Annotated in this window: 19 protein-coding genes; 14 read left to right on the top strand and 5 right to left on the bottom strand. The window is 39.3% G+C overall.

The annotated features are described in order from the left end of the window. Window positions 1-139 precede the first annotated feature (139 nt). Both ACYVHJ_RS19665 and ACYVHJ_RS19660 read left to right on the top strand, forming a co-directional pair. Window positions 140-2,026 carry an amidophosphoribosyltransferase gene (locus ACYVHJ_RS19665; RefSeq protein WP_339903173.1) on the top strand — a complete coding sequence of 629 codons (1,887 nt, stop codon included), beginning with the start codon at window positions 140-142 and terminating at the stop codon, window positions 2,024-2,026. 12 nt (window positions 2,027-2,038) lie between these two features. Then, complete coding sequence (locus ACYVHJ_RS19660; protein WP_339903172.1) at window positions 2,039-3,091, top strand: M42 family metallopeptidase; 1,053 nt, start codon at window positions 2,039-2,041, stop codon at window positions 3,089-3,091. A gap of 161 nt (window positions 3,092-3,252) precedes the next feature. Here the strand turns inward: ACYVHJ_RS19660 and ACYVHJ_RS19655 are convergent, their stop codons facing one another. Together ACYVHJ_RS19655 and ACYVHJ_RS19650 are read right to left on the bottom strand one after the other, a co-directional pair. Then, window positions 3,253-3,669 (bottom strand): hypothetical protein, encoded by a 417-nt coding sequence (locus ACYVHJ_RS19655; protein ID WP_460518262.1) that lies wholly within the window; start codon window positions 3,667-3,669, stop codon window positions 3,253-3,255. Between the two features lie 19 nt (window positions 3,670-3,688). Next, on the bottom strand, window positions 3,689-4,294 hold the full coding sequence (locus ACYVHJ_RS19650; RefSeq protein WP_339903170.1) for an acyl carrier protein phosphodiesterase: 606 nt from the start codon (window positions 4,292-4,294) through the stop codon (window positions 3,689-3,691). A 75-nt stretch (window positions 4,295-4,369) separates the two neighbouring features. On the opposite strand from ACYVHJ_RS19650, the gene ACYVHJ_RS19645 reads away from it, so the two are divergent. Further along, on the top strand, window positions 4,370-6,298 hold the full coding sequence (locus tag ACYVHJ_RS19645) for a DEAD/DEAH box helicase (RefSeq protein WP_460518258.1): 1,929 nt from the start codon (window positions 4,370-4,372) through the stop codon (window positions 6,296-6,298). 5 nt (window positions 6,299-6,303) lie between these two features. Here ACYVHJ_RS19645 and ACYVHJ_RS19640 read toward each other — a convergent pair whose 3' ends face one another. Together ACYVHJ_RS19640 and ACYVHJ_RS19635 are read right to left on the bottom strand one after the other, a co-directional pair. Then, complete coding sequence (locus tag ACYVHJ_RS19640; protein ID WP_339903168.1) at window positions 6,304-6,843, bottom strand: DUF4924 family protein; 540 nt, start codon at window positions 6,841-6,843, stop codon at window positions 6,304-6,306. 11 nt (window positions 6,844-6,854) lie between these two features. Beyond that, window positions 6,855-7,445, bottom strand: a complete 591-nt coding sequence (locus ACYVHJ_RS19635) for a DUF922 domain-containing protein (protein WP_460518255.1) — start codon at window positions 7,443-7,445, stop codon at window positions 6,855-6,857. A gap of 147 nt (window positions 7,446-7,592) precedes the next feature. Between ACYVHJ_RS19635 and lepA the strand changes: the two genes are divergently transcribed. The 11 genes from lepA to ACYVHJ_RS19580 all read left to right on the top strand — a co-directional run bounded on the left by lepA (window position 7,593) and on the right by ACYVHJ_RS19580 (window position 25,043). Further along, entirely contained in the window at window positions 7,593-9,386 is a 1,794-nt protein-coding gene (lepA, locus tag ACYVHJ_RS19630) for an elongation factor 4 (RefSeq protein WP_460518252.1), read from the top strand. Window positions 9,387-9,470: 84 nt separating this feature from the next. Continuing rightward, window positions 9,471-10,370, top strand: coding sequence for a bifunctional 5,10-methylenetetrahydrofolate dehydrogenase/5,10-methenyltetrahydrofolate cyclohydrolase (locus tag ACYVHJ_RS19625; RefSeq protein WP_460518249.1), 900 nt, complete (start codon window positions 9,471-9,473; stop codon window positions 10,368-10,370). Between the two features lie 53 nt (window positions 10,371-10,423). Continuing rightward, window positions 10,424-11,053: a 7-carboxy-7-deazaguanine synthase QueE gene (locus ACYVHJ_RS19620; protein ID WP_460518246.1), complete on the top strand. Its 630-nt coding sequence runs from the start codon at window positions 10,424-10,426 to the stop codon at window positions 11,051-11,053. Window positions 11,054-11,059: 6 nt separating this feature from the next. Beyond that, entirely contained in the window at window positions 11,060-12,979 is a 1,920-nt protein-coding gene (locus ACYVHJ_RS19615; protein WP_460518243.1) for an OmpA family protein, read from the top strand. Window positions 12,980-13,136: 157 nt separating this feature from the next. Continuing rightward, the gene (locus tag ACYVHJ_RS19610; RefSeq protein ID WP_460518240.1) at window positions 13,137-14,684 is read left to right on the top strand and encodes a SusC/RagA family TonB-linked outer membrane protein; all 1,548 of its coding nucleotides are present in this window, start codon (window positions 13,137-13,139) and stop codon (window positions 14,682-14,684) included. Window positions 14,685-14,689: 5 nt separating this feature from the next. Continuing rightward, on the top strand, window positions 14,690-16,111 hold the full coding sequence (locus tag ACYVHJ_RS19605; protein ID WP_460518299.1) for a SusC/RagA family TonB-linked outer membrane protein: 1,422 nt from the start codon (window positions 14,690-14,692) through the stop codon (window positions 16,109-16,111). A gap of 7 nt (window positions 16,112-16,118) precedes the next feature. Then, window positions 16,119-17,561 carry a RagB/SusD family nutrient uptake outer membrane protein gene (locus ACYVHJ_RS19600; RefSeq protein ID WP_460518237.1) on the top strand — a complete coding sequence of 481 codons (1,443 nt, stop codon included), beginning with the start codon at window positions 16,119-16,121 and terminating at the stop codon, window positions 17,559-17,561. Then, the gene (locus ACYVHJ_RS19595; protein WP_460518234.1) at window positions 17,561-18,385 is read left to right on the top strand and encodes a DUF4843 domain-containing protein; all 825 of its coding nucleotides are present in this window, start codon (window positions 17,561-17,563) and stop codon (window positions 18,383-18,385) included. The genes ACYVHJ_RS19600 and ACYVHJ_RS19595 overlap by 1 nt, the downstream gene beginning before the upstream one ends. 241 nt (window positions 18,386-18,626) lie before the next feature. Continuing rightward, window positions 18,627-22,073, top strand: coding sequence for a S8 family serine peptidase (locus tag ACYVHJ_RS19590; protein WP_460518231.1), 3,447 nt, complete (start codon window positions 18,627-18,629; stop codon window positions 22,071-22,073). Window positions 22,074-22,361: 288 nt separating this feature from the next. Further along, complete coding sequence (locus ACYVHJ_RS19585) at window positions 22,362-24,212, top strand: tetratricopeptide repeat-containing sensor histidine kinase (RefSeq protein ID WP_460518228.1); 1,851 nt, start codon at window positions 22,362-22,364, stop codon at window positions 24,210-24,212. A 27-nt stretch (window positions 24,213-24,239) separates the two neighbouring features. After that, window positions 24,240-25,043: a LytR/AlgR family response regulator transcription factor gene (locus ACYVHJ_RS19580; RefSeq protein WP_460518225.1), complete on the top strand. Its 804-nt coding sequence runs from the start codon at window positions 24,240-24,242 to the stop codon at window positions 25,041-25,043. Here the strand turns inward: ACYVHJ_RS19580 and ACYVHJ_RS19575 are convergent. Next, window positions 25,035-25,250, bottom strand: a 216-nt coding sequence (locus ACYVHJ_RS19575) for a hypothetical protein (RefSeq protein ID WP_460518222.1), incomplete at its 5' end; no start/stop codon positions are given. The genes ACYVHJ_RS19580 and ACYVHJ_RS19575 overlap by 9 nt on opposite strands.

The following is a 25,250-nucleotide window of genomic DNA, read 5'->3' as shown; positions in this document are numbered from 1 at the left end:
TTTTGACGTTTATATTGTTTTATGCGTTGGGTTAAAATTTTTTAGCTAATTTATACTCGGTCTAAGTTTGAGCAGTTTGGGGAACTAATTCTTAAAAAAAGACGTAACTTTGGTTCATATTTTACTCCTTTAGAATGTTATGAGTGACCAGATCAAACACGAGTGTGGGATTGCAATGATTCGGCTTAGAAAACCATTGCAATATTATATTGACAAATACAATACCCCGTTTTATGCCGCCAATAGGTTGTATGTTTTGATGCAGAAACAAATCAACCGTGGGCAGGATGGCGCCGGATTGGCAAATATAAAAATTAATACCCCTCCTGGTACAAGATACATCAGCCGATACAGGTCAGTAGAACCTGAGGCAGTTACCAAGATTTTTCAAAAAATCAATAAGAAATACAAGAAGGCCAAAAAGCTTGGATCACCTGAAGATTTGATGGATGCGCAATGGGTGAAAAACAATTCGGCTTTTTCAGGAGAAGTTTGGCTGGGACACCTTAGGTATGGTACACATGGGCAAAATAGCATTGAAACCTGTCATCCATTTTTGAAGCAAAATAATTGGAGAAGTAGGAATTTGGTCATGGCCGGTAATTTCAATATGACCAATGTGGAGGAACTTTTTGATATCCTTGTAAATTTGGGGCAGCATCCCAAAGAAAAAACAGATACCGTAACGGTAATGGAGAAAATTGGTCATTTCCTCGATGAAGAAAATCAGAGGATTTTTGATAAGTATAAAGACAAATTTTCTAATGTAGAAGTTACAGAAGTAATCGAACAAGAACTCGATGTTGCCAGAATATTGAGGCGAAGTTGTAGGGATTTTGATGGAGGATATGCCATGGCAGGGCTGATAGGAAATGGTGCTGGCTTTGTGGTTAGAGATCCCATAGGAATTAGGCCGGCCTATTATTATGCGGATGATGAAATCGTAGTGGTGGCCTCGGAAAAACCACCTATTAAGACTGCTTTTGATATAGATTACAAGCAGATAAAGGAAATTCAACCTGGCAATGCGCTTATTTTTAATAAAGATGGGTCGTATGGTGAGTTTGAAATTATCCCTCCAAAGGAGAAAAAATCCTGTAGTTTTGAGAGGATTTATTTTTCAAGAGGAACTGATCCTGATATTTATAAAGAGCGGAAAAATCTTGGGCGGGCTTTGGTTCCTCAGATATTGAAAGCCATTGATTTTGATCTTAAGAATACCGTTTTTTCCTATATACCCAATACGGCTGAAACTGCTTATTATGGGATGATAGAAGGGCTTGAAGATTACCTCAGTGCCAAAAGAAAGGAGATTTTGATAGAAGGTAAACCGCATTTGGATGATCTGGGTGAGTTGTTAAACTTCAGGCCGAGAGTCGAAAAACTGGTTAGCAAGGATGTCAAATTGCGAACATTTATCACCAATGACTCTGATAGAGATGTAATGGTATCGAATGTATATGACACAACCTATGAGGTAATCAGATCAGGGATAGATACCATTGTTTTAATTGATGACAGTATAGTGAGAGGAACCACCATTGAAAAAAGTGTCCTCACAACCTTAGATAAGCTTGAGCCAAAGCGTATAATAATTGTTTCTTCTGCTCCCCAAATAAGATTCCCTGATTGCTATGGTATTGACATGTCCAGGATGAAAGATTTTATCGCTTTTAGGGCTGCCGTACAATTGATAGAGGACAAAGATGGGATGGACAATCTTTTAGAAAGGGTTTATGACAAATGTGTAGCTAACCCTGAGTCAGATGAAAATTATGTAAAAGAGATTTATGCACCTTTTACAGATCAGGAAATTTCCGATAAAATTGCTTCAATTATTACTTCCGAAAACATCAAGGCAGGCGTTCATGTAATTTACCAAACGGTAGATAATCTTCATTCGTCCTGCCCGGGCCATAGTGGGGACTGGTATTTTACAGGGAATTTCCCTACCAAGGGTGGAATTCGTGTAGTGAAAAAGGCCTTTGTTAATTATATGGAAGGAAAAGAAGAAAGGGCGTATTAAACCAAAGTATAAATGATTGATGTTGCTTTATTAAAAGAGATTTGTGAATTACCCGGTGCTCCTGGTTTTGAGAAAAAAATAAGAGATTTTATCGTAGAAAAAGCCAGAGGCTTGGTGGACGAAGTAGCTGTAGATAATTTAGGAAATGTCATTGCAATAAAGAAAGGGCAGAGAAACCCTGAGGGGAAGAAAGTAATGGTGGCTGCTCATATGGATGAGATAGGTTTTATTGTTACCCATATTGATGACAATGGTTTTTTGAGATTTCATACCCTTGGTGGCTTTGACCCAAAAACCCTCACAGCGCAGCGGGTAATTATCCATGGGAAAGAAAAGGATATAATGGGTGTGATGGGTACCAAGCCTATACATGTGATGACCCCTGAAGAAAAAAACAAGCTGCCTAAAATTTCAGATTATTTTATTGATCTTGGGATGGATAAGGAAGAGGTTGAGAAATGGATTGAAGTAGGCGACCCCATTACCCGTGAAAGAGAGTTGGTGGAGATGGGGAATTGTGTCAATTGTAAGTCCATTGACAATAGAATTGCTGTTTTTATTTTATTGGAGGCATTGAGGGTGTTGGAAGCTCCTGCCTATGATGTATATGCCACCTTTACCGTTCAGGAAGAAGTTGGTATACGTGGTGCCCAGGTTTCGGCACACCACATTGATCCGGATTTTGGCATTGCGCTAGATACCACCATTGCTTTTGACCTTCCGGGTGCTGCAGCGCACGAAAAGATTACGGAATTGGGCAAAGGTACTGCCATCAAAATCATGGATGCTTCAGCCATTTGTGATTACAGAATGGTAGCCTTCTTAAAGAAGACAGCAGCCAATAATAGCATACCTTTTCAAACAGAGATTTTAACAGCCGGAGGTACAGATACTGCCGGAGTACAGCGAATGGGAAGAAAAGGAGCCATTGCAGGAGCCATCTCTATTCCTACAAGGCATTTGCACCAAGTTATTGAAATGGCAAATAAAGAAGATGTTCAATCGAGCATTCAGCTTCTTAAAGCAAGCCTGGAAGAAATAGATGGCTTTGATTGGTCGCATTAAGCACTGGCTTTACTCAAACCTCCTGATGAATTGATCTGCTAAAGCTCAATCGTAGGTAAAATTGAAATTTATAAATGTCCCGTATTTCTTAAATGCGGGACATTTTTTCGAAATATTGACAACCTTAGTGGTTTGGGTTGCTCAACCTTTGTGATTGGGATTTAGGATTTCACTTTCTTTTTCGAAGCCTTCTTTCCTAAGTACCTTTTCAAGTCATCATAGCCCAAGTGTTCGTGGTTACTGATAGAAAAGGAGTATTTGTCAGTAAATACCAATATTAACTGTTTGAAAACTTTCTTATTGGCTACTACTTCCTCCTCTTGCCAAGCCAATAGGTCCGTCACACTGTATTTTTTCCGCTGGCCTTTGAGCGGGAGCCAAATTTCTATCTTGTCCTTTCCTGCAGCTAAAAATTTGTAGCCGGCCATCATCTTTACCAAAATAAGTAACAACACTATAGTAATGAGGGTGCTCCCAATCAGGTAAAAAAGGAAGGGGAATTCGCGTGACTGGTTAAAGTCATACAATAAATAACTTAAGCCAATGAACAATAAAAGGACCACAAATCCCAAAGACATGTAGGTGCTTTTTTTTGGTTTACAACTTACCATCTCTATTTTGTAATTGTTTCAATTTTCTTTTTGAGAAATCTATTAATTCAGAAAAGAATTGCTCAAAATAAGATTCGAAAACAGCATGGTTTTCCTCAAGAAATTGAGGGGCTAATTCCATTTTAGAATCAAAAGATGTTCTATAGGACAGTCCCGTAAAAGACCGCTGTATTCCCGCCTTAGTACCATAGGCTGTCAACCAGTTTTCTTTCTTCATATACTTGAATGGCAACAAAAACTTTTGAGGAAGAATCGATCTGTTGGCTTCTAATAAGTCATAAACTGATTGAGTAAAATCCTCTAAAGGCACATTACTGTACTTTCTCCAATGTACGGCTAAGTAGTAATCAAAGTACATATCTGTTATCACAGAAGAGTATCTTGAAAATTTAGGCTTTAAAATGTCCTGGGCTTCTTTTACCAACTTATGTTTGTCTGTAAAGCTGTCGATTTCTCTATGTAACATGATTCCCGTGACAATTTCTCTTTCAAATTGCTCATCAATTTTCCCTCTTACAAAGTCCCCGATAAAGTTACCGATTAATACTTTGGGCTGGTCAAAGGATAAGTAAGCATGTGCTAAGAAATTCATGCGAATAAAAAGGAATGATTGACTAAATTTAGGAATGATTTACTTAACCTAGAATCTTCATACAGTAAATAACAAATGGCAAATATAGGGGAAGAATTATTATATACCACAAAACTTTTACGAGCGGAATGGGCTGAGGACCTTGCCCAGTTTAGAAGTTTGACCTTTAGAAAATCAATTAAGGACAAAGTACAGGCAGGGGTCTGTTGGTATCCTGTGCAGTTGAATAAAATAAAATGGACTTTTTCAGATCAGTTGGTGATTGAGATTTCAGTCAAAGAAGCTTTGTCCAACCATGGGTTTCATTCAGGTAAATCCATTAGTTTGTTTTCTAATGTGGAGGAAAATGACATTCAAACGACCTATCTAAATGGGGTAGTAAACAATGTTAAAGGAAATGTGATGACATTAAGTTTGAACACCGAGCGTCTTCCGGATTGGGTAAATGAAGGGGGTATAGGGGTTAACCTGATGTTTGATGACACCACCTACAAGGTAATGACAAGTACCATGGAAGCGGTTATTGCATCTGAAAACAACAGGTTGGCCCATTTGAAAGAAGTGATTTTGGGGCATCGAAAACCTGATTTTACAACGTCAACAAATAGGGGGTCGGAGCTACTGAACGAGGGGCAAAATAAGGCTTTGAAGTTGATAGAGCAAGCAAAGGACCTTGCGATAGTACATGGCCCTCCGGGTACCGGTAAAACCACCACCCTAGTACAGGCAATCGTTTCTGCTACGCAAAAGTATGACCAGGTATTGGTATGTGCCCCTAGTAACGCGGCGGTGGATTTATTGGTGGAAAGAATGGGTGACGTGAATCTGGATGTGTTGCGGATAGGTCATCCGGCAAGAATAGATGAGAAAATAATTCAGCGAACTTTGGATGCAAAAATTCTGGCACACCCCTCCTATAAAGAATATAAAAAATTACGTAAAGCGGCTGAGGAGTACCGAAGGAAAGCCAATAAGTTTAAACGCAATTTTGGACATGCTGAAAGGGAGAAGCGGAAAATGAATTACAATGAGGCCGGTAAATGTCAAGCAGAAGCAAGACAGTTGTATGATTACATGACTCATTCCATTCTCGGCTCCTGTCAAGTGATTGCCTGCACTCTGGTGGGTGCAGCATCTAATTTGCTGAAAAGTAAGGTTTTTCAGGTTGTATTTCTGGATGAAGCTGCTCAGGGATTGGAACCGGCCACCTGGATTCCTGTAACGAAAGCACAAAAAATAGTATTGGCCGGAGATCATTGTCAGCTTCCTCCCACGATCAAATCCAGAGAAGCAGCCAAAGGACTTCAAAACACGCTCTTTGAGAAAGCCATTACCAATCAACCTGAAGCAGCCCAGCTATTGTCCGTACAATATAGGATGGCAGCGGCAATTATGGGGTTTTCAAACCTTGCATTTTATGACAATAAACTTATCGCAGCAGCCAATACCCAAAAACATTATTTAGAAGAAGGGGAAGCGTCTTTGGCCTTTGTAGATACTGCCGGTAGTGGGTTTTTGGAATTCAGAGATAGGGAAACCCTTAGCATAAGCAATAAAGAAGAAGCCTTTATGCTGCTTACCTTACTAAGGGATTTATTGAAGAGGGTAGGGTTAAATAAGAATGAAAACCAGGCTTGGCAAGTAGGCTTGATTGCTCCCTACAGTGCACAGGTGAGGCTATTAAAGGAAATGGTAGCCTTAGACTCGGAGTGGTTATTCCTCAAACAAATGGATCAAAATTTGACCATCAGTACGGTGGATGGCTTTCAGGGCCAGGAGCGGGACATTATCCTCATTAGCCTTACCCGATCAAATGAGCAAGGTGAAATCGGTTTTTTAGCGGATACCAGGAGAATGAATGTTGCACTGACCCGCGCAAAAAGAAAACTAATTGTTTTAGGCGACAGTGCAACCATAGGCAGCAATGATTTTTACCAGTCTTTCTTAGATTTTGTACAGGAACAAGGTGCTTACCATAGTATCTATGAATTTATGGATCAATAATGCCCTTATTCTATTTTTGCTTTATAACCACTCCTATAGGCATGGTTTAACAAAGCCAGTGTGTCTCCGAAACTTGAAGCTGCAGTCATGATATCTTCAGGCACTTCAAGCCCATTTAATTTACTAAGCAAAATCCCATAGAGGGTATTGATAAATATTTGGATTTCATGTTCAGGAACGGCTTCTTGGCTGTCAGCTATTAATTGTAGCAAGTGGGGCTGGGTTTTGCGGTAAACAGCCACATATTCGGCTTCTTCTTTTAATAGTTTCCAGTGAATATTAGCTAGGTGATCTACCAGTTTTTGTGTTTTTTTTAAGTGGCCCTTTTCCTGAATTCCTTCTTGTTCCATTTCCTGAATCATACCTGAAAGCCATAACTTAGTTTCCTCTTTGTCTTCGGCTTGGACATTTTTGTGTCCCAAGACATATTCATTGACCTCTTTCATATCAAATTGGTATGCTCTGAGTAAGTCTTCCATTCGATACAAGTACAATATGTATTCGATAATATTTTCTTTTTTCTTTTTGTCAGCTATTGATTTCATGTGTTTGTCTGCTAATCTTGTTTTAAGGCCTGAAGCTCGGATGCGATAAAACGGTCCCACCTGGCTTGCATTTCAGGGTTGTGAGGCTTGGTAGACTGAGCGTCATACTGTTCATCCAGTCTTTTCCAATCTTTAAAATTCTCTTTTATTATCTTGTTTAACTGAGTTCTGTGATTCTTTTTGTCAAATTTATAATTGTTTACTGCTTTGAGTATTCGATGGCCTATGATCTGAGCGATTAGATAGTGTCCATTTTCATGATGCAGTACACGCTCCTTTGTTGCTGCATCCCTAGTTTTGAAAAAGTCATTTTTCACTTGGCTCAATTCTTTGTGAAGATTTATTTTAACCTCAATATCCAGACTTACATGGTCACCTTGATCATTGATTTTTACAATTTCAATTTCACAAGTACTTTGGGTTATGGCATTGATTGTGGACCTGTTTCCTATTAAATTGACTTTTTTGAAGTCATTCCAATTGAGTGGTCGATTGGGGTTTATGGAAACCACACCACCTTTTACAGCCTCTTTTTTCTCCCTAGGTTCATTTATCGAAAGCAGAAGGGACCATAGCGTAATGAGAAGAAAATAAAGTTTCATTTGAAGCATTATATTCAGTTATTTTCAAATTTAAGCATTATCCCAATCGCTTGAAAGTCTTCTCTGTCAAGCTTCAGGTGTTAAACTTCTAATTTATATGGACAAAACATATTAAAACACTAACTATTTACTACTTTTGCACTTAGTATGAACATGGATAAAATAAGAAATTTCTGTATAATTGCCCATATTGACCATGGCAAAAGTACACTAGCAGACCGACTTTTACAATTCACCAACACGGTGACTGAGCGGGAGATGCAAGACCAGCTATTGGATAGTATGGATTTAGAAAGGGAGCGAGGGATTACGATAAAATCGCATGCCATCCAAATGAATTTCCCATATAAAGGGGAAGAGTATACCTTAAACCTAATAGATACTCCCGGTCATGTGGATTTTTCCTACGAAGTGTCAAGGTCCATTGCCGCATGTGAAGGAGCACTGTTGATTGTGGATGCTTCCCAGGGTATAGAGGCACAGACCATATCTAACCTTTATCTGGCCATTGGACATGATTTGGAAATTATTCCGGTTTTAAATAAAATTGACCTTCCCGGAGCACAACCTGAGGTAGTTGCTGAGGAGGTAATGGAAATGATTGGCTGTGACCGAGAAGACATTGTCTTGGCTTCGGGCAAGGAAGGCATAGGTATTGAAGACATTTTAAATGCTGTTGTGGAAAGGGTGCCGGCGCCAAAAGGAGATGTAGATGCCCCATTACAAGCCATGATTTTTGATTCCGTGTACAATCCTTTCCGAGGAGTAGAAGTACTGTTTAGAGTATTCAATGGAACCATTAATAAAGGAGATAAAATTAAGTTTGTCAATACCGGTAGAGAGTATGAGGCAGATGAGATTGGTATTTTAGGGATCCAACAAAAACCACAAGATGAATTACAAGCCGGGAATGTAGGCTATTTGATTTCAGGAATAAAAGTGGCCAAGGAGGTCAAAGTAGGGGATACCATTACCCATGTCAAAAGACCATGTAGTAATACAGTCCAAGGTTTTGAGAATGTGAAACCGATGGTTTTTGCGGGTATTTACCCGGTCGAAACAACGGATTTCGAAGAACTAAGGGCCTCTATGGAGAAACTTCAGCTCAATGATGCTTCCCTGGTTTGGGAACCGGAGACTTCAGCAGCCTTAGGTTTTGGATTTAGGTGTGGTTTCCTTGGAATGCTTCACATGGAAATCATTCAAGAGAGATTGGAGAGAGAGTTTGACATGACTGTCATTACTACTGTCCCTTCAGTGCAATTTAGAGCATTACTGAATGATGAAACATTTGCTGTAGTCAACGCGCCTTCGGATATGCCCGAGCCAAACCTTTTCAAGCATATAGAAGAGCCTTTTGTTAAAGCGGCCATCATTACCGCTTCAGATTATGTAGGACCGGTTATTCAATTGTGCATGGAGAAAAGAGGGCAAATAAAGAATCAAGTATATTTGACCTCAGACAGGGTGGAATTGACCTTCGATATGCCTTTGGTAGAAATCGTTTTTGACTTTTTTGATAAGCTTAAAACAATTTCGAGAGGCTATGCATCTTTGGATTATGAATTGATAGGGTTTAAGCAATCCCATATGGTCAGATTGGATGTGATGCTAAACGGTGAGCCTGTTGATGCCCTTTCAGCGATAGTCCATAGAGACAAAGCCTACGAATGGGGCAAGCGACTTTGTGAAAAGCTAAAAGAATTGGTGCCGAGGCAAATGTTTGAAATTGCCATACAGGCAGCCATAGGCACCAAGGTTATTGCCAGAGAAACGGTGAAAGCCTTGCGAAAAAATGTATTGGCGAAATGTTACGGAGGGGATATTTCCAGAAAGAGAAAGCTCCTTGATAAGCAAAAGAAAGGTAAGAAAAGAATGCGTCAGGTAGGGAATGTGGAAGTTCCTCAGGAAGCATTTATGGCAGTGCTTAAACTGGATTAAACTGACAGTATCAATAAAAAGAAATTACAAAGGGTAACCTGTAGTTACTTAATATTTTAGGAGATTTTGTAAGAAAAAATACCTATGCAAGAAAGAGAAGGATTAATAAGGATTGATGGTAAAAAAACATCCGCAACCATTAAAGATGAAATAGCTGCGGAAGTAGTTTTACTTAAAAAAAACAATAAAAAAGTACCTCACCTGGCCGCAATTCTAGTTGGGAACGATGGGGCCAGCCAAACTTATGTAGGCGCAAAAGTAAAAGCCTGTGAAAAAGTTGGCTTTGGTTCTACCTTGGTAAGGTTGGAAGAAACCGTGTCGGAGGAAGCGTTGCTGAATGAGGTCGAGAAAATAAATGACAACCCTGACATTGATGGCCTGATTGTGCAATTGCCATTGCCGGATCATATATCAGTGGAAAAAGTTACGGCCAAGATCAAGCCGGAAAAAGATGTAGATGGCTTTACGCCGGCAAATGTTGGAAGGATGACTTTGGGTTGGCCGGCTTATATTGCAGCCACTCCTTATGGAATTGTTGAGTTATTGAAGCGGTATGAAATAGAGACATCTGGAAAGCATTGTGTGGTGATTGGTAGAAGTCATATTGTAGGTTCTCCAATGAGTATTTTGATGGCCAGAAATGCCTACCCGGGCAACTGTACAGTTACCATTACTCACAGTAGGACGCAAAACTTAAAGGAAATTGCACAAAGTGCAGATATACTGATTGTAGCCATTGGGAAAGAAGGCTTTGTGACCGGAGACATGGTCAAAGAAGGTGCCGTAGTGATTGATGTAGGCATCCACCGAATCCCTGATGCTTCAAAAAAGAATGGATTTAGGTTGGTTGGTGATGTCAATTTCCAAGAGGCCGCCGCCAAAGCCTCAGCCATTACTCCTGTACCGGGAGGGGTAGGGCCAATGACCATTGCCTCTTTATTGTACAATACTTTATTGGCAGCCAAAGGGGAAGTTTACCAATAGGGTTTTAAATTAATGTAAACAAAGCGGTTCAATTACCCGCTAGACCAAAAATTATGAAAGACAAAAATAATATGCTTTCCAATGGACAATATTTGCCATTGATGGAAGCTTTCTACACCATACAAGGTGAGGGGATGTTCTCCGGACAACCCGCCTATTTTATTCGTTTAGGGGGATGCGATGTAGGATGTGTATGGTGTGATGTGAAGGACTCGTGGGATGTAGAAAGGTGGCCAAAAGTGGCCATTGAAGATATTGTAGCAGAAGCGGCTTCTTATCCAACACGATTGGTAGTAATCACTGGAGGAGAACCTTTGATGCATGATTTAGGGCCATTGACCCGCCTATTAAAAGAGAAGGGCTTTCAAATAAACATGGAAACATCAGGTGCTCATCCTTTTAGTGGTACAATTGATTGGACTTGCTTGTCACCCAAGAAATTTAAGCAACCATTGCCAGAGGTTTATGCGCATGCTGATGAGCTAAAGGTGGTGGTTTACAATAATAGTGATTTTGATTTTGCGCTTAAACATGCCAGTTTAGTCAATGAGAAATGTCATTTACTCTTGCAACCGGAATGGTCAAAGTCGGAAAAGATGACTAGTTTGATCATAGATTTTGTGAAGGAAAATCCCGCTTGGAGGGTTTCTCTTCAGACTCATAAATACATGGAAATACCTTAGGACAACATGTTTAGAAAATTCCTCATTCTCATATCGTTTGTAAGTTTATGTTTTCAAGCAACGGGGCAGGAATTTTCTATTATTGACAAAAAAGCCATAAAGTACTTTGAAGAAGGCAATGCTTTTTTGCAAAGGAAACAGCTTCCTGAAGCCAGGGAGAAGTACCAAGCAGCCTACGAAAGGAGTACTGATTTTTATGAGGCCTATCTCAAACATGCTCAGGTTTTGTTAAGCAGTGGTATGCCGGAGGAAGCACTTCGGGTTACAAAAAAAGGGCAATCAAGACTTCCGATTAAAACCAATGATTTTTTTAAAGGTAAATTGGCCTGGATCGAAAGCCAGATTTACTTGGCTCAAGGTGATTTTCAGTTGGCCTTGGATACTTTTGAAGCCAACCGTGGTTTTCTGGATGAGGGCTTTGTGAAGTCGCCTGATTATTTAGAAAAATTGCAACAGTTTGAAATCATCGCTGAAGGCATTAAAAACCCGATAAGCATTAGTAAAAACCGACTGCCTGATCCTCTAAATCAATTCAAACTTCAATATTTCCCTGTACTGACAGCCGATGGTAAACGCTTGTTTTTTACAAAAAGAGATGGCATGTCCCCCAAGCAAGATGAAGACATTTATTTCTCTGATTACGATGGGGAGACTTGGTCTAGTCCTGAGTCCATCTCAGAATTAATCAACACCAGGTACAATGAGGGCACCTGTACAATTTCCGCGGATGGAAATCTTTTAATTTTTACTTCCTGCAATACCCCTGCTTCCCATGGAAGTTGTGATTTGTACATCACCGCACGAGTGGACGGGCTTTGGCAAAGTCCTATAAATATGGGGCGAAATGTAAATACCAGGTTTTGGGAATCACAACCATCCCTTTCAGCAGATGGGAGTTTATTGTTCTTTTCTTCCAATAGGCCGGAGGGCGAAGGCGGGATTGATATTTGGGTTTCTGAGCGACTTGATGATGGCACTTGGTCTAAGGCCAAAAATTTAGGTCCCAATATTAACACCAAAAAGGATGAGGTTTCCCCTTTTATATTTTTTAACAATACTGTTCTTTTTTTTGCTTCTGATGGACATCCGGGATTTGGAGCAAAGGATATTTACAGAAGTAGTATTGGTCGAACAGGTTTCGGGAAGCCTTCCAATATGGGCTTTCCTATCAATGACCAAAAAGACCAGTTGGCATTATTTATTACAGCCCAAAAAGATTTTGCCTATTATACAGAGAACAGTTATCACCTTGGAAAAGTGGACAGTTCTTTCCTTTATCGCTTTGAATTTCCCGAGGAAATTGATTTAGGGCATGAATTGGTTGTCACTCGAGGAAAAGTGATTAATGAAGAAACAGGAGAGGCTGTGGAGGCGATTCTATCATTAGTGGATCTTGAAAGGGACAGTACCTTGTACAGTTTTAAATCAGATGGAAAAGAGGGCGCATTTACCATGATTTATCCGGACAAAGAAAAAACGGGGCTCTATGTAGAAAAGCAGGGGTACATGCCAAAGATTTATAATGTGGATAGGGATAGTTTAAGAAACAAAGTTGGCTTTCAGATTTTACTGGAACCCATAGCTTCCGGAAAACATTTCATCTTTGAAAACATTTTTTTTGATTTTGACAAGTCAATTTTAAAGAAAGCATCCATAAGCTCTCTTAAAAAACTAAAAAAGTTTTTACTTGCCCATCCCGAAGTCAATCTTTTAATTGTAGGGCATACTGACAATATTGGGGACTCAGAATACAATTCAGAGTTAAGTTTACGTAGGGCAGAAAGTGTTAAAAAATATTTGCTGAAGGAGGGAATTTCTGCAACAAGGCTGAAAATTGAGGGAAGGGGATCAACTGAGCCGATTCAGTCCAATGATACAGAGGAAAATAGGGCACTGAACCGACGAATAGAAGTTTATATCCTATAAAAGAAATTAGGAAGGGAATTTTTTTTAAACTCTATCCTGATTACATTGTTAATATTTGACGATCATAAGCCTAACCTTTCTTATGCTTAAGGAATCTGATTGGAAAATTCAAGGAATTTGTATAAAATTGATTGATTGTTAATTACAACTTTACAATATGAGGAAAGTCATACTTATAGTTATTACCCTTCTTTCCGTTAATTTTTTGGTCCATTCCCAAACCAGAACCATACGTGGTACGGTGACATCTTTTGAAGATGGCTTGCCTATTCCCGGAGTTACTGTTCAGGTAAAAGGTGCAGGGAATGGAACGGTTACTGATATTGACGGAGACTACCAATTAGCAATTGAAGGCAATGGAAATGTGCTTGTTTTTCGATTTGTAGGTATGGAGTTCCAGGAGGAGCTCGTCGGAAATAGGAGCAAAATTGATGTCAGCCTAAGACCGGAAGTCACCTCTTTAGAAGAGGTAGTGGTTACTTCCTATGGAGACCAAACCAGAAGAGAAGTGACAGGAGCAATAGCCTCAGTTAAAGGAGAGATTTTTCAGGATCTACCTATGCAATCTTTTGATAGGGCCATGCAGGGTAGGGTAGCCGGCGTGCAAGTTACCTCCAGTTCAGGGCAGCCGGGAGGTACTTTAACGGTGCAAGTGAGAGGGGTAGGTTCCATTAATGCCGGAACGGAACCACTTTATATCGTAGATGGGGTTCAGATTGCCTCGGGAGCCCTTTCCGGACAGGGAAGTCAAAATGCATTGTCATCTATCAACCCAAGTGATATCGAATCCATTGAAGTGTTTAAAGATGCTGCAGCTGCTGCCATTTATGGAGCTCAGGCAGCCAATGGAGTGGTTTTAATCACTACAAAAAAAGGTAAACTAGGAAAAACCAGGGTTCGGTTTTCAGCCCAAGAAGGGATCGTTCAGCCCATTAATTTCTATGATGTGATGAATGCCTCTGAACTTGCATCCATTAAGCGTCAGGCCTATATAAATGCAGGACTCAATTATAGAACAGTAGAAAATATTTTTGGCAGCCCAAGTGATGCTGATTTACAAAACTCTGATTGGATAGATGCTTTATACAGAGATGGGCGAATGAGTGTTTATGATATTTCTTTAAGCGGAGGTGATGAACGCACGAAATTTTTTATTTCAGGTTCACATACTTACCACCAGGGGCAGATCATTCAGTCGGATTATACCAGATCTACCGGCAGAATGAACTTGTCACACAAGGTCAATGAAAAGTTCACCGTAGGGGCCAATTTTTCTCTTGCAAAGCAGGTAACCAATGGGTCGATTGATAGAGGGAATTTTGTTAACAGCCCCTTTGTGGCCGGTTATATAGCCAGACCGAATGTCCCCATTTACAATGAGGATGGAACGTATGCAGAATACCCTTCAGAACACCTTTTCGGTTATAATATAGTGCAAGGTGTCAATGAAGAGCTTAAAAGAGGGACAAGCTACCAGTCAGTGTCTAACTTGAATATGAATTACAAAATATTGCCTTGGCTGGGATTTACCGGATTTGCCGGTTTGGATTTTTCAGACAATCGGGATGAAAACAATAGACCTTCTACTATACCTGTATTTGCCAGTTATGGTGGGTCCTCATATTTTGCAGACAGAAGGATTGTTAATTCAAATGCCAATGCCAATTTTAATGTGAATAAAACGCTTTTTGAGGCACATACCTAAGTGGAATATTAGGATATGAGTATAAGAAGGAAACCCAAGAAACCAATGATGCAGAAGGTAGGGGATTTCCCAACCCTACCTTAAGGTATTTACAAAATGCGACCCAGCCTTTTTATGTAGGTGGATTTTATACAGAATACATAAGATCCGGATTTTTTGGTCAGGCCAAATACGATTATGACGACAAGTATAATTTTGACCTAACCATAAGGAGAGATGGCTCTTCCAGATTTGGTAGCAATGCCAGATGGGGGACTTTTGGAGCGGTGTCTGCAGGTTGGAGGATTTCTTCAGAACCTTTTATGAAGAATGCTGATTGGGTGGATAACCTAAGGGTAAGGGCATCTTACGGTGTCACGGGTAATTCAAGTATTGGCAATTTTGAATCTAGAACCTTGCTTAGTACAGCAGGACAATACCTGGGCGGAGGAGCTTTAAGTTTTGTTCAACTGGGTAATGACTTGTTAACTTGGGAAGAATCTGTATCCACTAATTTAGGCGTAGATGCAACCCTATTTAATGGAAGAATAATTGTAACCTTGGATGCTTGGAGAAAGGATTCCCGGAAGCTGCTTTTTGATACCAGACTACCTTTGGATTCAGGCTTTGGAAGCATCACAAGAAATGCAGGGAAACTACGTAATCAAGGAATAGATTTTGATATGCAGACCACTAATTTGATCATAGGTAAGTTCAGATGGTCCACAGGTTTCAATACTTCTATTTTCTCCAATGAATTGCTAGAACTATATGAAGGCTTAGACAGGATAGGGAATGACTTGATTGTCGGAAAACCCATTTCCTTTTTATATGGGTATGAGTATGCAGGAGTAAACCCGGCCAATGGTTCCCCAATGTACTATGATGAAAATGGTGAATATACCTACCTGGTTACAGATGATGACTTGAAGTACCTGGGAAGTACCCTACCATGGACCTACGGAGGGCTTTCTAATACTTTTAGATATGGGCCGGTGAGTTTAGAGGTCTTTTTCCAATACCAATATGGAAATATAGCTTTCAACCAGGATTTATATAACTTGGCCCAAGCGGGGTCCCTCGGACAGGATAACCAAACGATAGATCAATTGTATTTTTGGCGGGAGCCGGGACAAATAACCAATGTACCTATTCCTTATGAGGGAGGGCGTATACCCGGTCATTCAGGTTACCAACAGAACTCAACCAGACTTGTTTCTGACGGGAGTTATATCAGACTCAAGCAGGTGACTTTGAATTATAATTTACCGAAAACTTTATTGAACAAAGTCAAGATTGAAGAAGTAAATGTATACGTTCAGGGAATAAACTTATGGACCTTCACCAAATACAACGGTTTAGACCCGGAGGTGAATTCATTGGGAACCACTTATGGGACTTACCCTAGCTCCAAACAAATGACAGCAGGTATCAACTTAACCTTTTGAAATTGAGATGTTAGATAGGGTTATAAATAAAATAGTTTATTCGGGAGTAGCGTTTCTTTTATTTGGGTGCACTGATTTAACTACCAATCCTCGGCAAAGTCTAACGCCGGAGATTGCATTAAATGATGTATCCGGTTACCAGTCTGTAGCCAATTCCATGTACAATAGGGCTACCAGTTTCGGATATTATGGCCAAACCATGATGATTGCCCCCGAAATATTGTCGGATAATTTAAAAACTATAGCCAATACAGGAAGGTATCAGGGAGAAGAGGCCAATAGTGACAGGGACCATATCAATATTTGGGGACTGGCTGTCTATGGAGGAATAAATGATGCGAACCTGATTATCGAAGGGATTGATGATGAAGAGGTCTCAGGAGAAGAAGAGGTGAAGTCATTTATTAAGGGAGATGCCTATTTTATGCGGGCACTTTTTTACTTTGACCTGTGCAGAGTTTATGGATATGAACCCGGTAGGGAAGTAAATGGGTTCAATTTGGGGCCAATTATGAGATTAACCCCAACTTTAGTAGCCTCTGAGGCCAATGAGTACCAGTCGAGATCAACAGTTGAAGAAGTATACGAACAAATAGAAAGTGATCTATTGGAAGCCATTCCCTTGGTGGGGTACGTCCCTATCGGTTCTGATGGAGTATATTATGCGAATACCGGAGCCGCATTAACCCTCTTGGCCAGACTTTACTTATACTGGGGGAAAATGGCAGAAGCAGAGGAGGCTGCATCTAATGCGATGAGGATTATGGGCCTACTTACCAATGGTGAAGGTTTGCTGGAAGCTGACCAATACGTTCAAGGTTTTTCCAGAGCGCCCCACCCGGAATCCTTGTTTGAATTAGAATTAAGGCTCGTAGACTGGTCAGGTGGAGATGGTGTTAATAGCTCATTGAACTCCCTAGTTTCAGATAATGAGCCTGCAGCACAGTTTATTATTGGAGCTTCAGATGATTTGATGGCTGCCTACGAAGAAGGAGACGTACGAAAAAACTGCTGGTCAGTAACCACTAGGGAGGGCATCGAAGGAGATGTGTATGCCAGTAGGAAATGGACTGGTTATAAAGGAGATTTTTTGGAAAACCTACCTATTTTAAGGGCTTCAGAACTCTATTTAATAAGGGCAGAAGCAAGGCATGAAACCAATCCAGCCGGAGCACGGGCAGATATTAATGCCTTGCGTTCCAGACGAGGGTTGGGCCCAATTGATAATCTCTTATCTGGTGATGCATTGCTCAATCGCATCTTATTGGAAAGGAGATTGGAGTTTGCTTTAGAAGGACACCGCTGGTTTGACCTGAAGAGAAATGGGAAGGACATTACCAAACATGATGGATTTCTGGATGTGCCCTACACAGATTATCGTATTTTATCGAATATACCTTTGGATGAAATTACATTGAATGAAAAACTGGAACAAAACCCCGGCTACTAATGAAAAAGGATAGAAAGTATAAGGTGTTTGGATGGGCGTTGTTCCTGGGGTTGATGGTAAGTAATATGTCTTGCATGGAAGATTCAGGCTTTAATATCCTCTGGGAGGGGATGGAAGTGGAATTTGACGAGGCTTCATTACCCAATAATGCCATTCAGAAAATTGTAACCAAGTCCAGCGATAACCAGGTGGACCAAGAGCAAATACGTATTAACTTGGTGGGGGCTCAGGTCAATACTCCAATTGAAGTGGAGCTGGGCGTGGACCCTACATCTACGGCAATAGAAGGAGTACATTACAATTTGGAAACGAATAAAGTTACCATTCCGGCCAATAGTAGCTTTGTGGATGTTCCGATAGAAATTCTTACGGGAAATTTAGCAAGTGATGAACTACCAGATCTTGTATTGACCATAATTGATGCAGGTGAAACTAAAATCAGTACCAATTACCACCAATTGACGATAGAAATTAGGCTTTCGTGTCCTTCTGACCTTGCCGGAATTTATACTTCTGTCACTGTAGGTTCTTATGGAACAGTAAATTATCAAGTAACCATTACAGAGTTAGAGCCATTTACCTATAGAATATCCGACATCACCGGTGGTGTTTATTCTGAATTATACGGAGAGAATGATAATCCTGCAGTATTTTCAGAATTGTGTGGAGAAATAACCATGACAGAGCAAGCGGATAATGTGTTTGATAGAGCAGTATTCACAGGGTCCGGTACGGTAGATGCAGATGGAACCATTAGGATTAGTTGGGAAAATGAGGTGGCCGAGCTGAGTGGTATTACCACCCTTACCCCTTCGGGAAATTGATTGTTATGGAAGTGATAAAGAAGAGTTCTTTGTTAAAAATACAGACAAAGGATATAGAAAGGATTAAACCTCTAGGGCAAGGTTAAGCGCTTTGCCCTTGGCTTGGCCATTAGCGGTTAAGCGGGTATTCCTGGTATTGTGCTGGTGGAAGGATGGGGAAAAAATGATGAAATACTGTGTGAAACAGTAAAGGCATTGAGGTTCTGTAAAACCTTGTGACCGATCAAACAAAGCAAATCGGATGAGAAAGAGTATCATTTTAGTCATTTTTCTTTTATTAACATGGGAGTCCTATGGACAAAACCCGGTATTTTCTAATGAGGGAATGCAAAAGGTTCGATCCGATGTTTTTCAAAAATTACAGGAAAGTGTGGGCAGGCATAGCCTCACTAATGATGAAAAGAAGCGCATTTCAAAGACCATGGGTATCCCACTTCGGATCAATCTGGCCAATAATCAATCCGCTACCTTTCAATACTTAGATGAGACTTCCCATCCCATATATTTTACTACATTTAATCTAAAAGCTGCCAATGCCACAGAAACCGATGCATTGCAAGAGGGGGGAAGCCTAAATTTAGGACTTACCGGTCGGGACATGATCGTTGGGGTCTATGATCAAACTAGACCTAAACCCAATCACAATGAGTTTGGGAATAGGGTAACCCAATTAGATGGTTCTACCGAGGAAATAAGTAATCATGCGACCCATGTCACAGGGACTATTTTGGCGGCAGGGAACAATCCAAATGCCAAAGGAATGGCAACAGAAGCGACAGGTTGGGCATTCAATTGGGATGCTGATATATCTAAAATGACCCAAAACAGCTATGACCCTGAGCTTAACCCCGGCGGACATTTGGTGTCCAATCATTCTTATGGTAACCTTATTGGTTGGTATAGGGACAATAATCAGAATTGGAGTTGGGCAGGAAATGAAGGAGTAAGTAGCCAAGAGGATTATCGATTTGGTTACTATTCTTCCAAATCCAGACAGATAGATGAGCTGACCTTTGCCAAACCCTATTACACCATTGTTTGGGCTGCAGGAAACGATCGTTCAGATGTGGGAGATGGCTCTAAACCCTCGGATGGACCTGAAGATACGATAGGACCGGAAGGAGTAGCAAAAAACAATATTACTGTAGGTGCAGTCAGCTTACTTCAGGACTACAGTACCCCTTCGGATGTTTTTATGAGTAGTTTCTCTAGTTGGGGCCCTGTAGATGATGGTCGTATTAAGCCGGACTTTGTAGGCATGGGAGTAAACGTTTTTAGTTCTGCTGTTTCTAATGACGGAAATGGTGACAGTTATGCTACCTTGAGTGGGACCTCCATGGCCTCACCTAATGTTACTGGAACCTTAATGCTTTTGCAGGAATTGTATCATCAGAGAAATTCTGGTAGGTACATGCGTTCAGCCACTCTCAAAGCACTTGCCATCCACACTACCAAGGAAGCAGGTATTGATCCGGGACCGGATTATATGTTCGGTTGGGGTTTGTTGGATGCAAAAGCCGCTGCAGATATAATCATTAATGAAGATGGTAGCTCCAAAGTGATGAGAGAATTACAATTGGAGGACAATGGGGATTATCAAATAGAATTTATTTCTAATGGGGTGGATCCGATAAAGGTTACCATCGCCTGGACAGATCCTGCAGGCTCCCCAGCACCTGTGCAGCTAAACCCCGGCAATTTAATGCTGGTTAATGACCTGGACATGAGAATTGTGGATGAAAATGGAATAGTTTATTATCCTTGGTCATTAAATCCTGCACAAGGTTCAGGGGCAGTGGCCGAAAGAGATAGAGACAATTTCAGAGACAACGTAGAACAGATACTGATTGAAAACCCTAGCCCTCAGAAATACACTTTACAGATCAATCATAAAGGTAACCTTGTCAATGGGCAACAAGACTTTAGTATGATTTTTTCTGCAGGTGTTACCGATGGGCAAACCAGTACTTTGTATTGGATTGGAGGAAATGAGGAATGGGAGAACCCTGACAATTGGTCCCTTTCTTCAAGTGGTCCTAGTGCAGGTATAATACCTGATGAAGGCACCCGGGTTGTGATTGATCAACCTAATAATGGAGAGGTAATACAGTTAAATGAAGACGCGGAGGTGTTCAGTCTAAATGTTTTTGGTGATCAAAACCATGTACTGGATCTAAACCAGCAAAATTTAATTGTAATAAATGGATTCCGCTCTAGTAACCAAAATATGGAGGTAAAAAATGGAAACATACTTTTGGAAGGAGTGGATGAAAAAGAAAGTATTGTGGACTTTGGTCAAATTATCTTCTCGGAGGTGGATGTAGAGATCATTGCAGGGAGATGGCAGGTATTGGCATTGCCTGAATTGGATGCTTTAAGCATTCATTCTGCGGAAGTTGAATTTTTGGTCGACAGTGTATTTGTAAACGATTTCAGCTTATTGGAAGGGGCTGAAATCAGTGGAAGTTTAACTACAATTGTATTTAGTGAGCAATGGTTGGTTGAGGAAAATGCAATGGTCAATCAGCCCATACATTTGCTTTTTCGGGGTACAAATGGCATGTATCAGGATCTGCAAAAATTACCGGGCATCAACCTTACCAATAAAGGGGATAATTTGGTGATCCTTGCATCTGGTGATTTTGAAAATCTGTTTCTTTCAGGACATACTGAAATAGAACCGCTTTCCACGACTGTTAATAGCCTGGTTTTGGAACGGGGTGCTCAATTAACTTTAAATGATGGAGCTACCTTTTCTGTTTTGGAAGATATTAGTCATGAGAATAACCCCGGAGGAAAATCACTGATTACTGCAAACGGTAATGCATCTCTTTTCCATGACGTGTATACCAAGTATTGTTTTGAAGGTTTAAGTGTTGAGAATGTGGATTTATTAGGAGAGGCAGTCATAAACCTGGATCCACAGTCTTCAGTGGTTAATGCCGAAAATTGGAGTAATATTTCCTGTGAAGATGTTATTTTCGTAAACTTTGATGTGCGCTTCAATTGTGCCGGGGGGATTACCGAATTTATAAACTTAAGTGAGGGGAATATTAGTACATTGAATTGGAGTTTTGCCGGCCTTGGAACCTCAAACCTCGAAAATCCTACCTTTGTATTTAACTTTTCCCGAACTTATCAAGTTACCCTTGAAGCCGCTGGCCCCTCAGGAATTAAGACTTTCCAAAAAAGCATATCCGTATCTTCCAATACCTTGGACAGGCCAGTAATTGTGGTCAATGGTTCTCAATTAAGTTCTCAATTGCCAGCAGCATCTTATCAGTGGTACAGAAATGGGGTGCCAATTGCAGATGCCACTTCCAGGTCTTATATAGCCATTGATGAAGGAACCTATCAAGTAGCGGTAATTGACAATCAATGCAACCGTATCTCCGATGTGGTTGTCATATCCGGATCCGGTGATCTGAGTCCAAATACCAGGGCAGGATATAGCATAGGCCCCAACCCTGTATCTAATCGGCTATCTCTGTTTATCAATAATGACTTTTTAGGTGAATTAAAGATCAGCTTGTTTGATGTCACAGGGAAAAGAAAATTGGAGGAAACCTTTGTCAAACAAGAACAGGCCATTGAATATCTGATGGATTTTAATCTCCCTTCCGGGCTGTACTTTCTTCAAGTTCATGCAGGAGGGGAATTAATATCATTTAAAGTTTACAAAGAGTAAGGTTTTAAAGAGGTTTTTCTCTTATTTACTGGGTGGCCAATCGTTTTTTTATATAATCTTAAGAATGTAAGTTTGGTTTTTAGGAAAAACAGATTTACTTAACCATCAATCCCTAATAATACATGTTGGTCTTCCCATCGAAATATTTGGAAAAGTCATAGTATGGAGATTCTGCAAATGTGTTATTTGTTGGTTTTGAAGATTTCTATGGTAGTATATAGAAATTTTATATATTGAGATTGTTATAAATCCTTTTAATAAATTGGAGTGAGAAGGTTTTTCAAACTTTTGTTTTTAATTGCTTCCTTTGAAAGTATGAGTTTTTCATTTGGGAGGCCGAACCCTGAATTGACTCTAATTGTGGATCAAGCTAAAGTCAGACAAGACTCCTTAATGAATCTTGTGAATGATTATTTAGACTCTTCAAAATTCCAAAATGCCGTAACCATACTTCACCTACTACTTGAAAATAATAAGGAAGAGTTAAGTACTCACAACCTTAGGGATATTCATACAGATCTGGGGTACAGCTATTATTATCTGGGAAAATTTGATAGCAGTAATTTTTACTACACGAAGGCAAATGTGGGTAATAGAGCCATGAAGGATACAATTCAACAAATTGGAACCTTAAAAAGCCTTGGGATAAATTTTAGAGAACAAGGCATGTATTCATTGGCTTTGGAAAAATACAAAGAGGCATTGACAATTTCAAGCCACTTGGATGAACCTAAACTTTATGCTGAAATTTTTAATTCTCTTGCATTAACTTATCAAGAAATTGGTGAAATAGAAAAGGCCATTTTTTATAATTACAAAACTTTGAAAATTTGGGAGGGTCTAGCTGATTCCTTGCGGATTGCTAATTCATTTAATAATTTAGCAATTACATATTCCTTTAGAAATCAGTACGATAGTAGTTTGTATTTTAATACAAAAGCACTGGCTATTAAAAGACGTCTGGGAGATAAACTTTCGTTAGCCTCTACTGTCAATAATATTGGGTTTAATTATTTAAACCTTGATAGCTTAAGTAAGGCAAGGCGATTTTTGAATGAAGGCCTGATCCTTCATAAGGAATTGAATGACGTTAAAGGAGTTGCCATTTCATACAATAACCTAGCAGATCTTAATCTGAAGAAAAATAATTATCACAAAGCAATTATTTTTTTAGACTCAGCAAAAAAAATATTACAAATAATTGATTCAAAAAAATTACTTTCAGAAAACATTCAACTCCAAATAGTATTAATGGAAAAAAGAGGAGACTACCAAAATGCACTTTCACTTCATAAAGAATGGGACTCACTAAATGCGTTATTATTCCAAGAAGAAAAGTTAAAGGTGAGAGAGGTCGAATCCAGATATCTGCTTAGGGAGAAAGAGCTTGAGAATCAGAAGATTGGGAGAGAAAAGGAGTTGATAGATATTCAATATCGAAGAAATATTTTTTATTCATTATATCTCGCCATTGGCATTGTTCTACTTGTTGTTTTATTAGCCTTTTTGATTTATTACTTCTTAAGGTCTATAAGGCAAAATAAAATTATTAAAACCCAACAGTTGGAATTGAAACATAGAACTAATAATTTGCTATCCATTATCTATAGAAACTTAGGTAAAACTGTTAAAGGTATGCTGGACATAGAATCCAAACAGAAGTTAATGGAAAACCAGCGAGTAATTTTGACAGCCGCCTCTTTGGAAGAATTTCTTTATAGTATTGAAGATCAAAAGAGCGTACCAATAAGCCGATTTTTGAATAGATTGGCTGAAAAATTAATGGAAATGCATAATGTGGGAACCTTTAATAATATTAATATCAAAGTAGAATCAAGGTCTGAGTTTTATTTACCTGAAGACAAAGTACTTAATATAGGATTAATTGTGACAGAGTTAGTTACTAACGCTATTAAGCATGCATTTTCAGAGGATCAATTAAAGCCGCAGATAAAAATTTCGTTACAGGGGAATAAAAAATTGAATTCATTATCCATTTCAGATAATGGAGTAGGTTTGCCGGAAGGAAAGACAACAGGTATAGGCCATAAGTTGATAGATGAATTGGCAAGTTATATTGATGGGAAACTAAAATCTGATTCTAACAATGGTGCGGTTTATACCTTGATATTTAATTAATTATTACCGAAGCTAAAAAAAAAATCAATGGCAAAATTATTAATTGTGGAAGATAATCCAAGGCAAGGGGCAGATTTAGTTTCTAGCATAAATGAGTTATTTTATAATAATGAATTCGAGATTTTGGGACCTGTATTTTCTTTTGATACAGCAAAAGCAACGCTATTAAAGAGTAAGCCTGATTTAGCAATTTTAGATGTTCACTTGCAGAACGAACCTGAAGGTGGTTTGAAAATTGGGAAGCAAATAAATTCTACTACTCGCATCCCCCTTGTGTATCTTACTGGCTTGCCGGATGATAAATGGTTTTATAAAGCAATGACGACTGATCCTATTGCCTTCTTGAAAAAACCATATGATTCTGAAGCTTTAAAAAGAACCTTGCTTTATGCCAATTGCCAGCGAATGAGAAATAATAATTTTCAGGCACCCCTAATTAGAGCTAATTGTGATGACTTTATTTTTGTTAAAACAGGTAGAAATCAATTTAAAAAACTCAAATTAAATACTTTAATTTATTTAATGGTTGATGACCATTATATTCATGCCAATCATTTAGATGTAGAAACACCAATCATGTTTTCCCAAAATGGTGGACTTGAAGGGTTTTTCACGCATTACTTGGATTTATTAGAAAATAGGTTTTTTCGATTAAACCGAAAGTACCTCATCAATTTAAAATTTATTGAGAGCATTATAAATAACCATGTGGTTTTACCAAGACCAGTTCCCGATTGGACAAAGAGCAAGGAATTTGAAATGAAATATTTTACAATTTCAATTTCTGATAATTCTAAAGTAGAACTGGAAAAAAGATTAAGGTTAAGTTGAATTCCTAAAGCCCTGATAATATAAAGGTTTGATTATAGGATAATTAGGGCTTCTTGCTGATTTATTAATCGCCTGATAACCAGCGGAATAATTAACAAAAATATAACACAAAAACCCCGAATTTAGCTGTTTAAAGCTTTTTTCGGGGTTTTCTTTTTTGTATTTTAAGGTTGCAGAATAAAATACTATGAAAGATACAGCGCAACT

This window comes from Cyclobacterium sediminis (genome assembly GCF_054781075.1).
The sequence above is the reverse complement of the archived record's forward strand: the minus strand, read 5'-3'. Positions and strand labels throughout refer to the sequence as shown.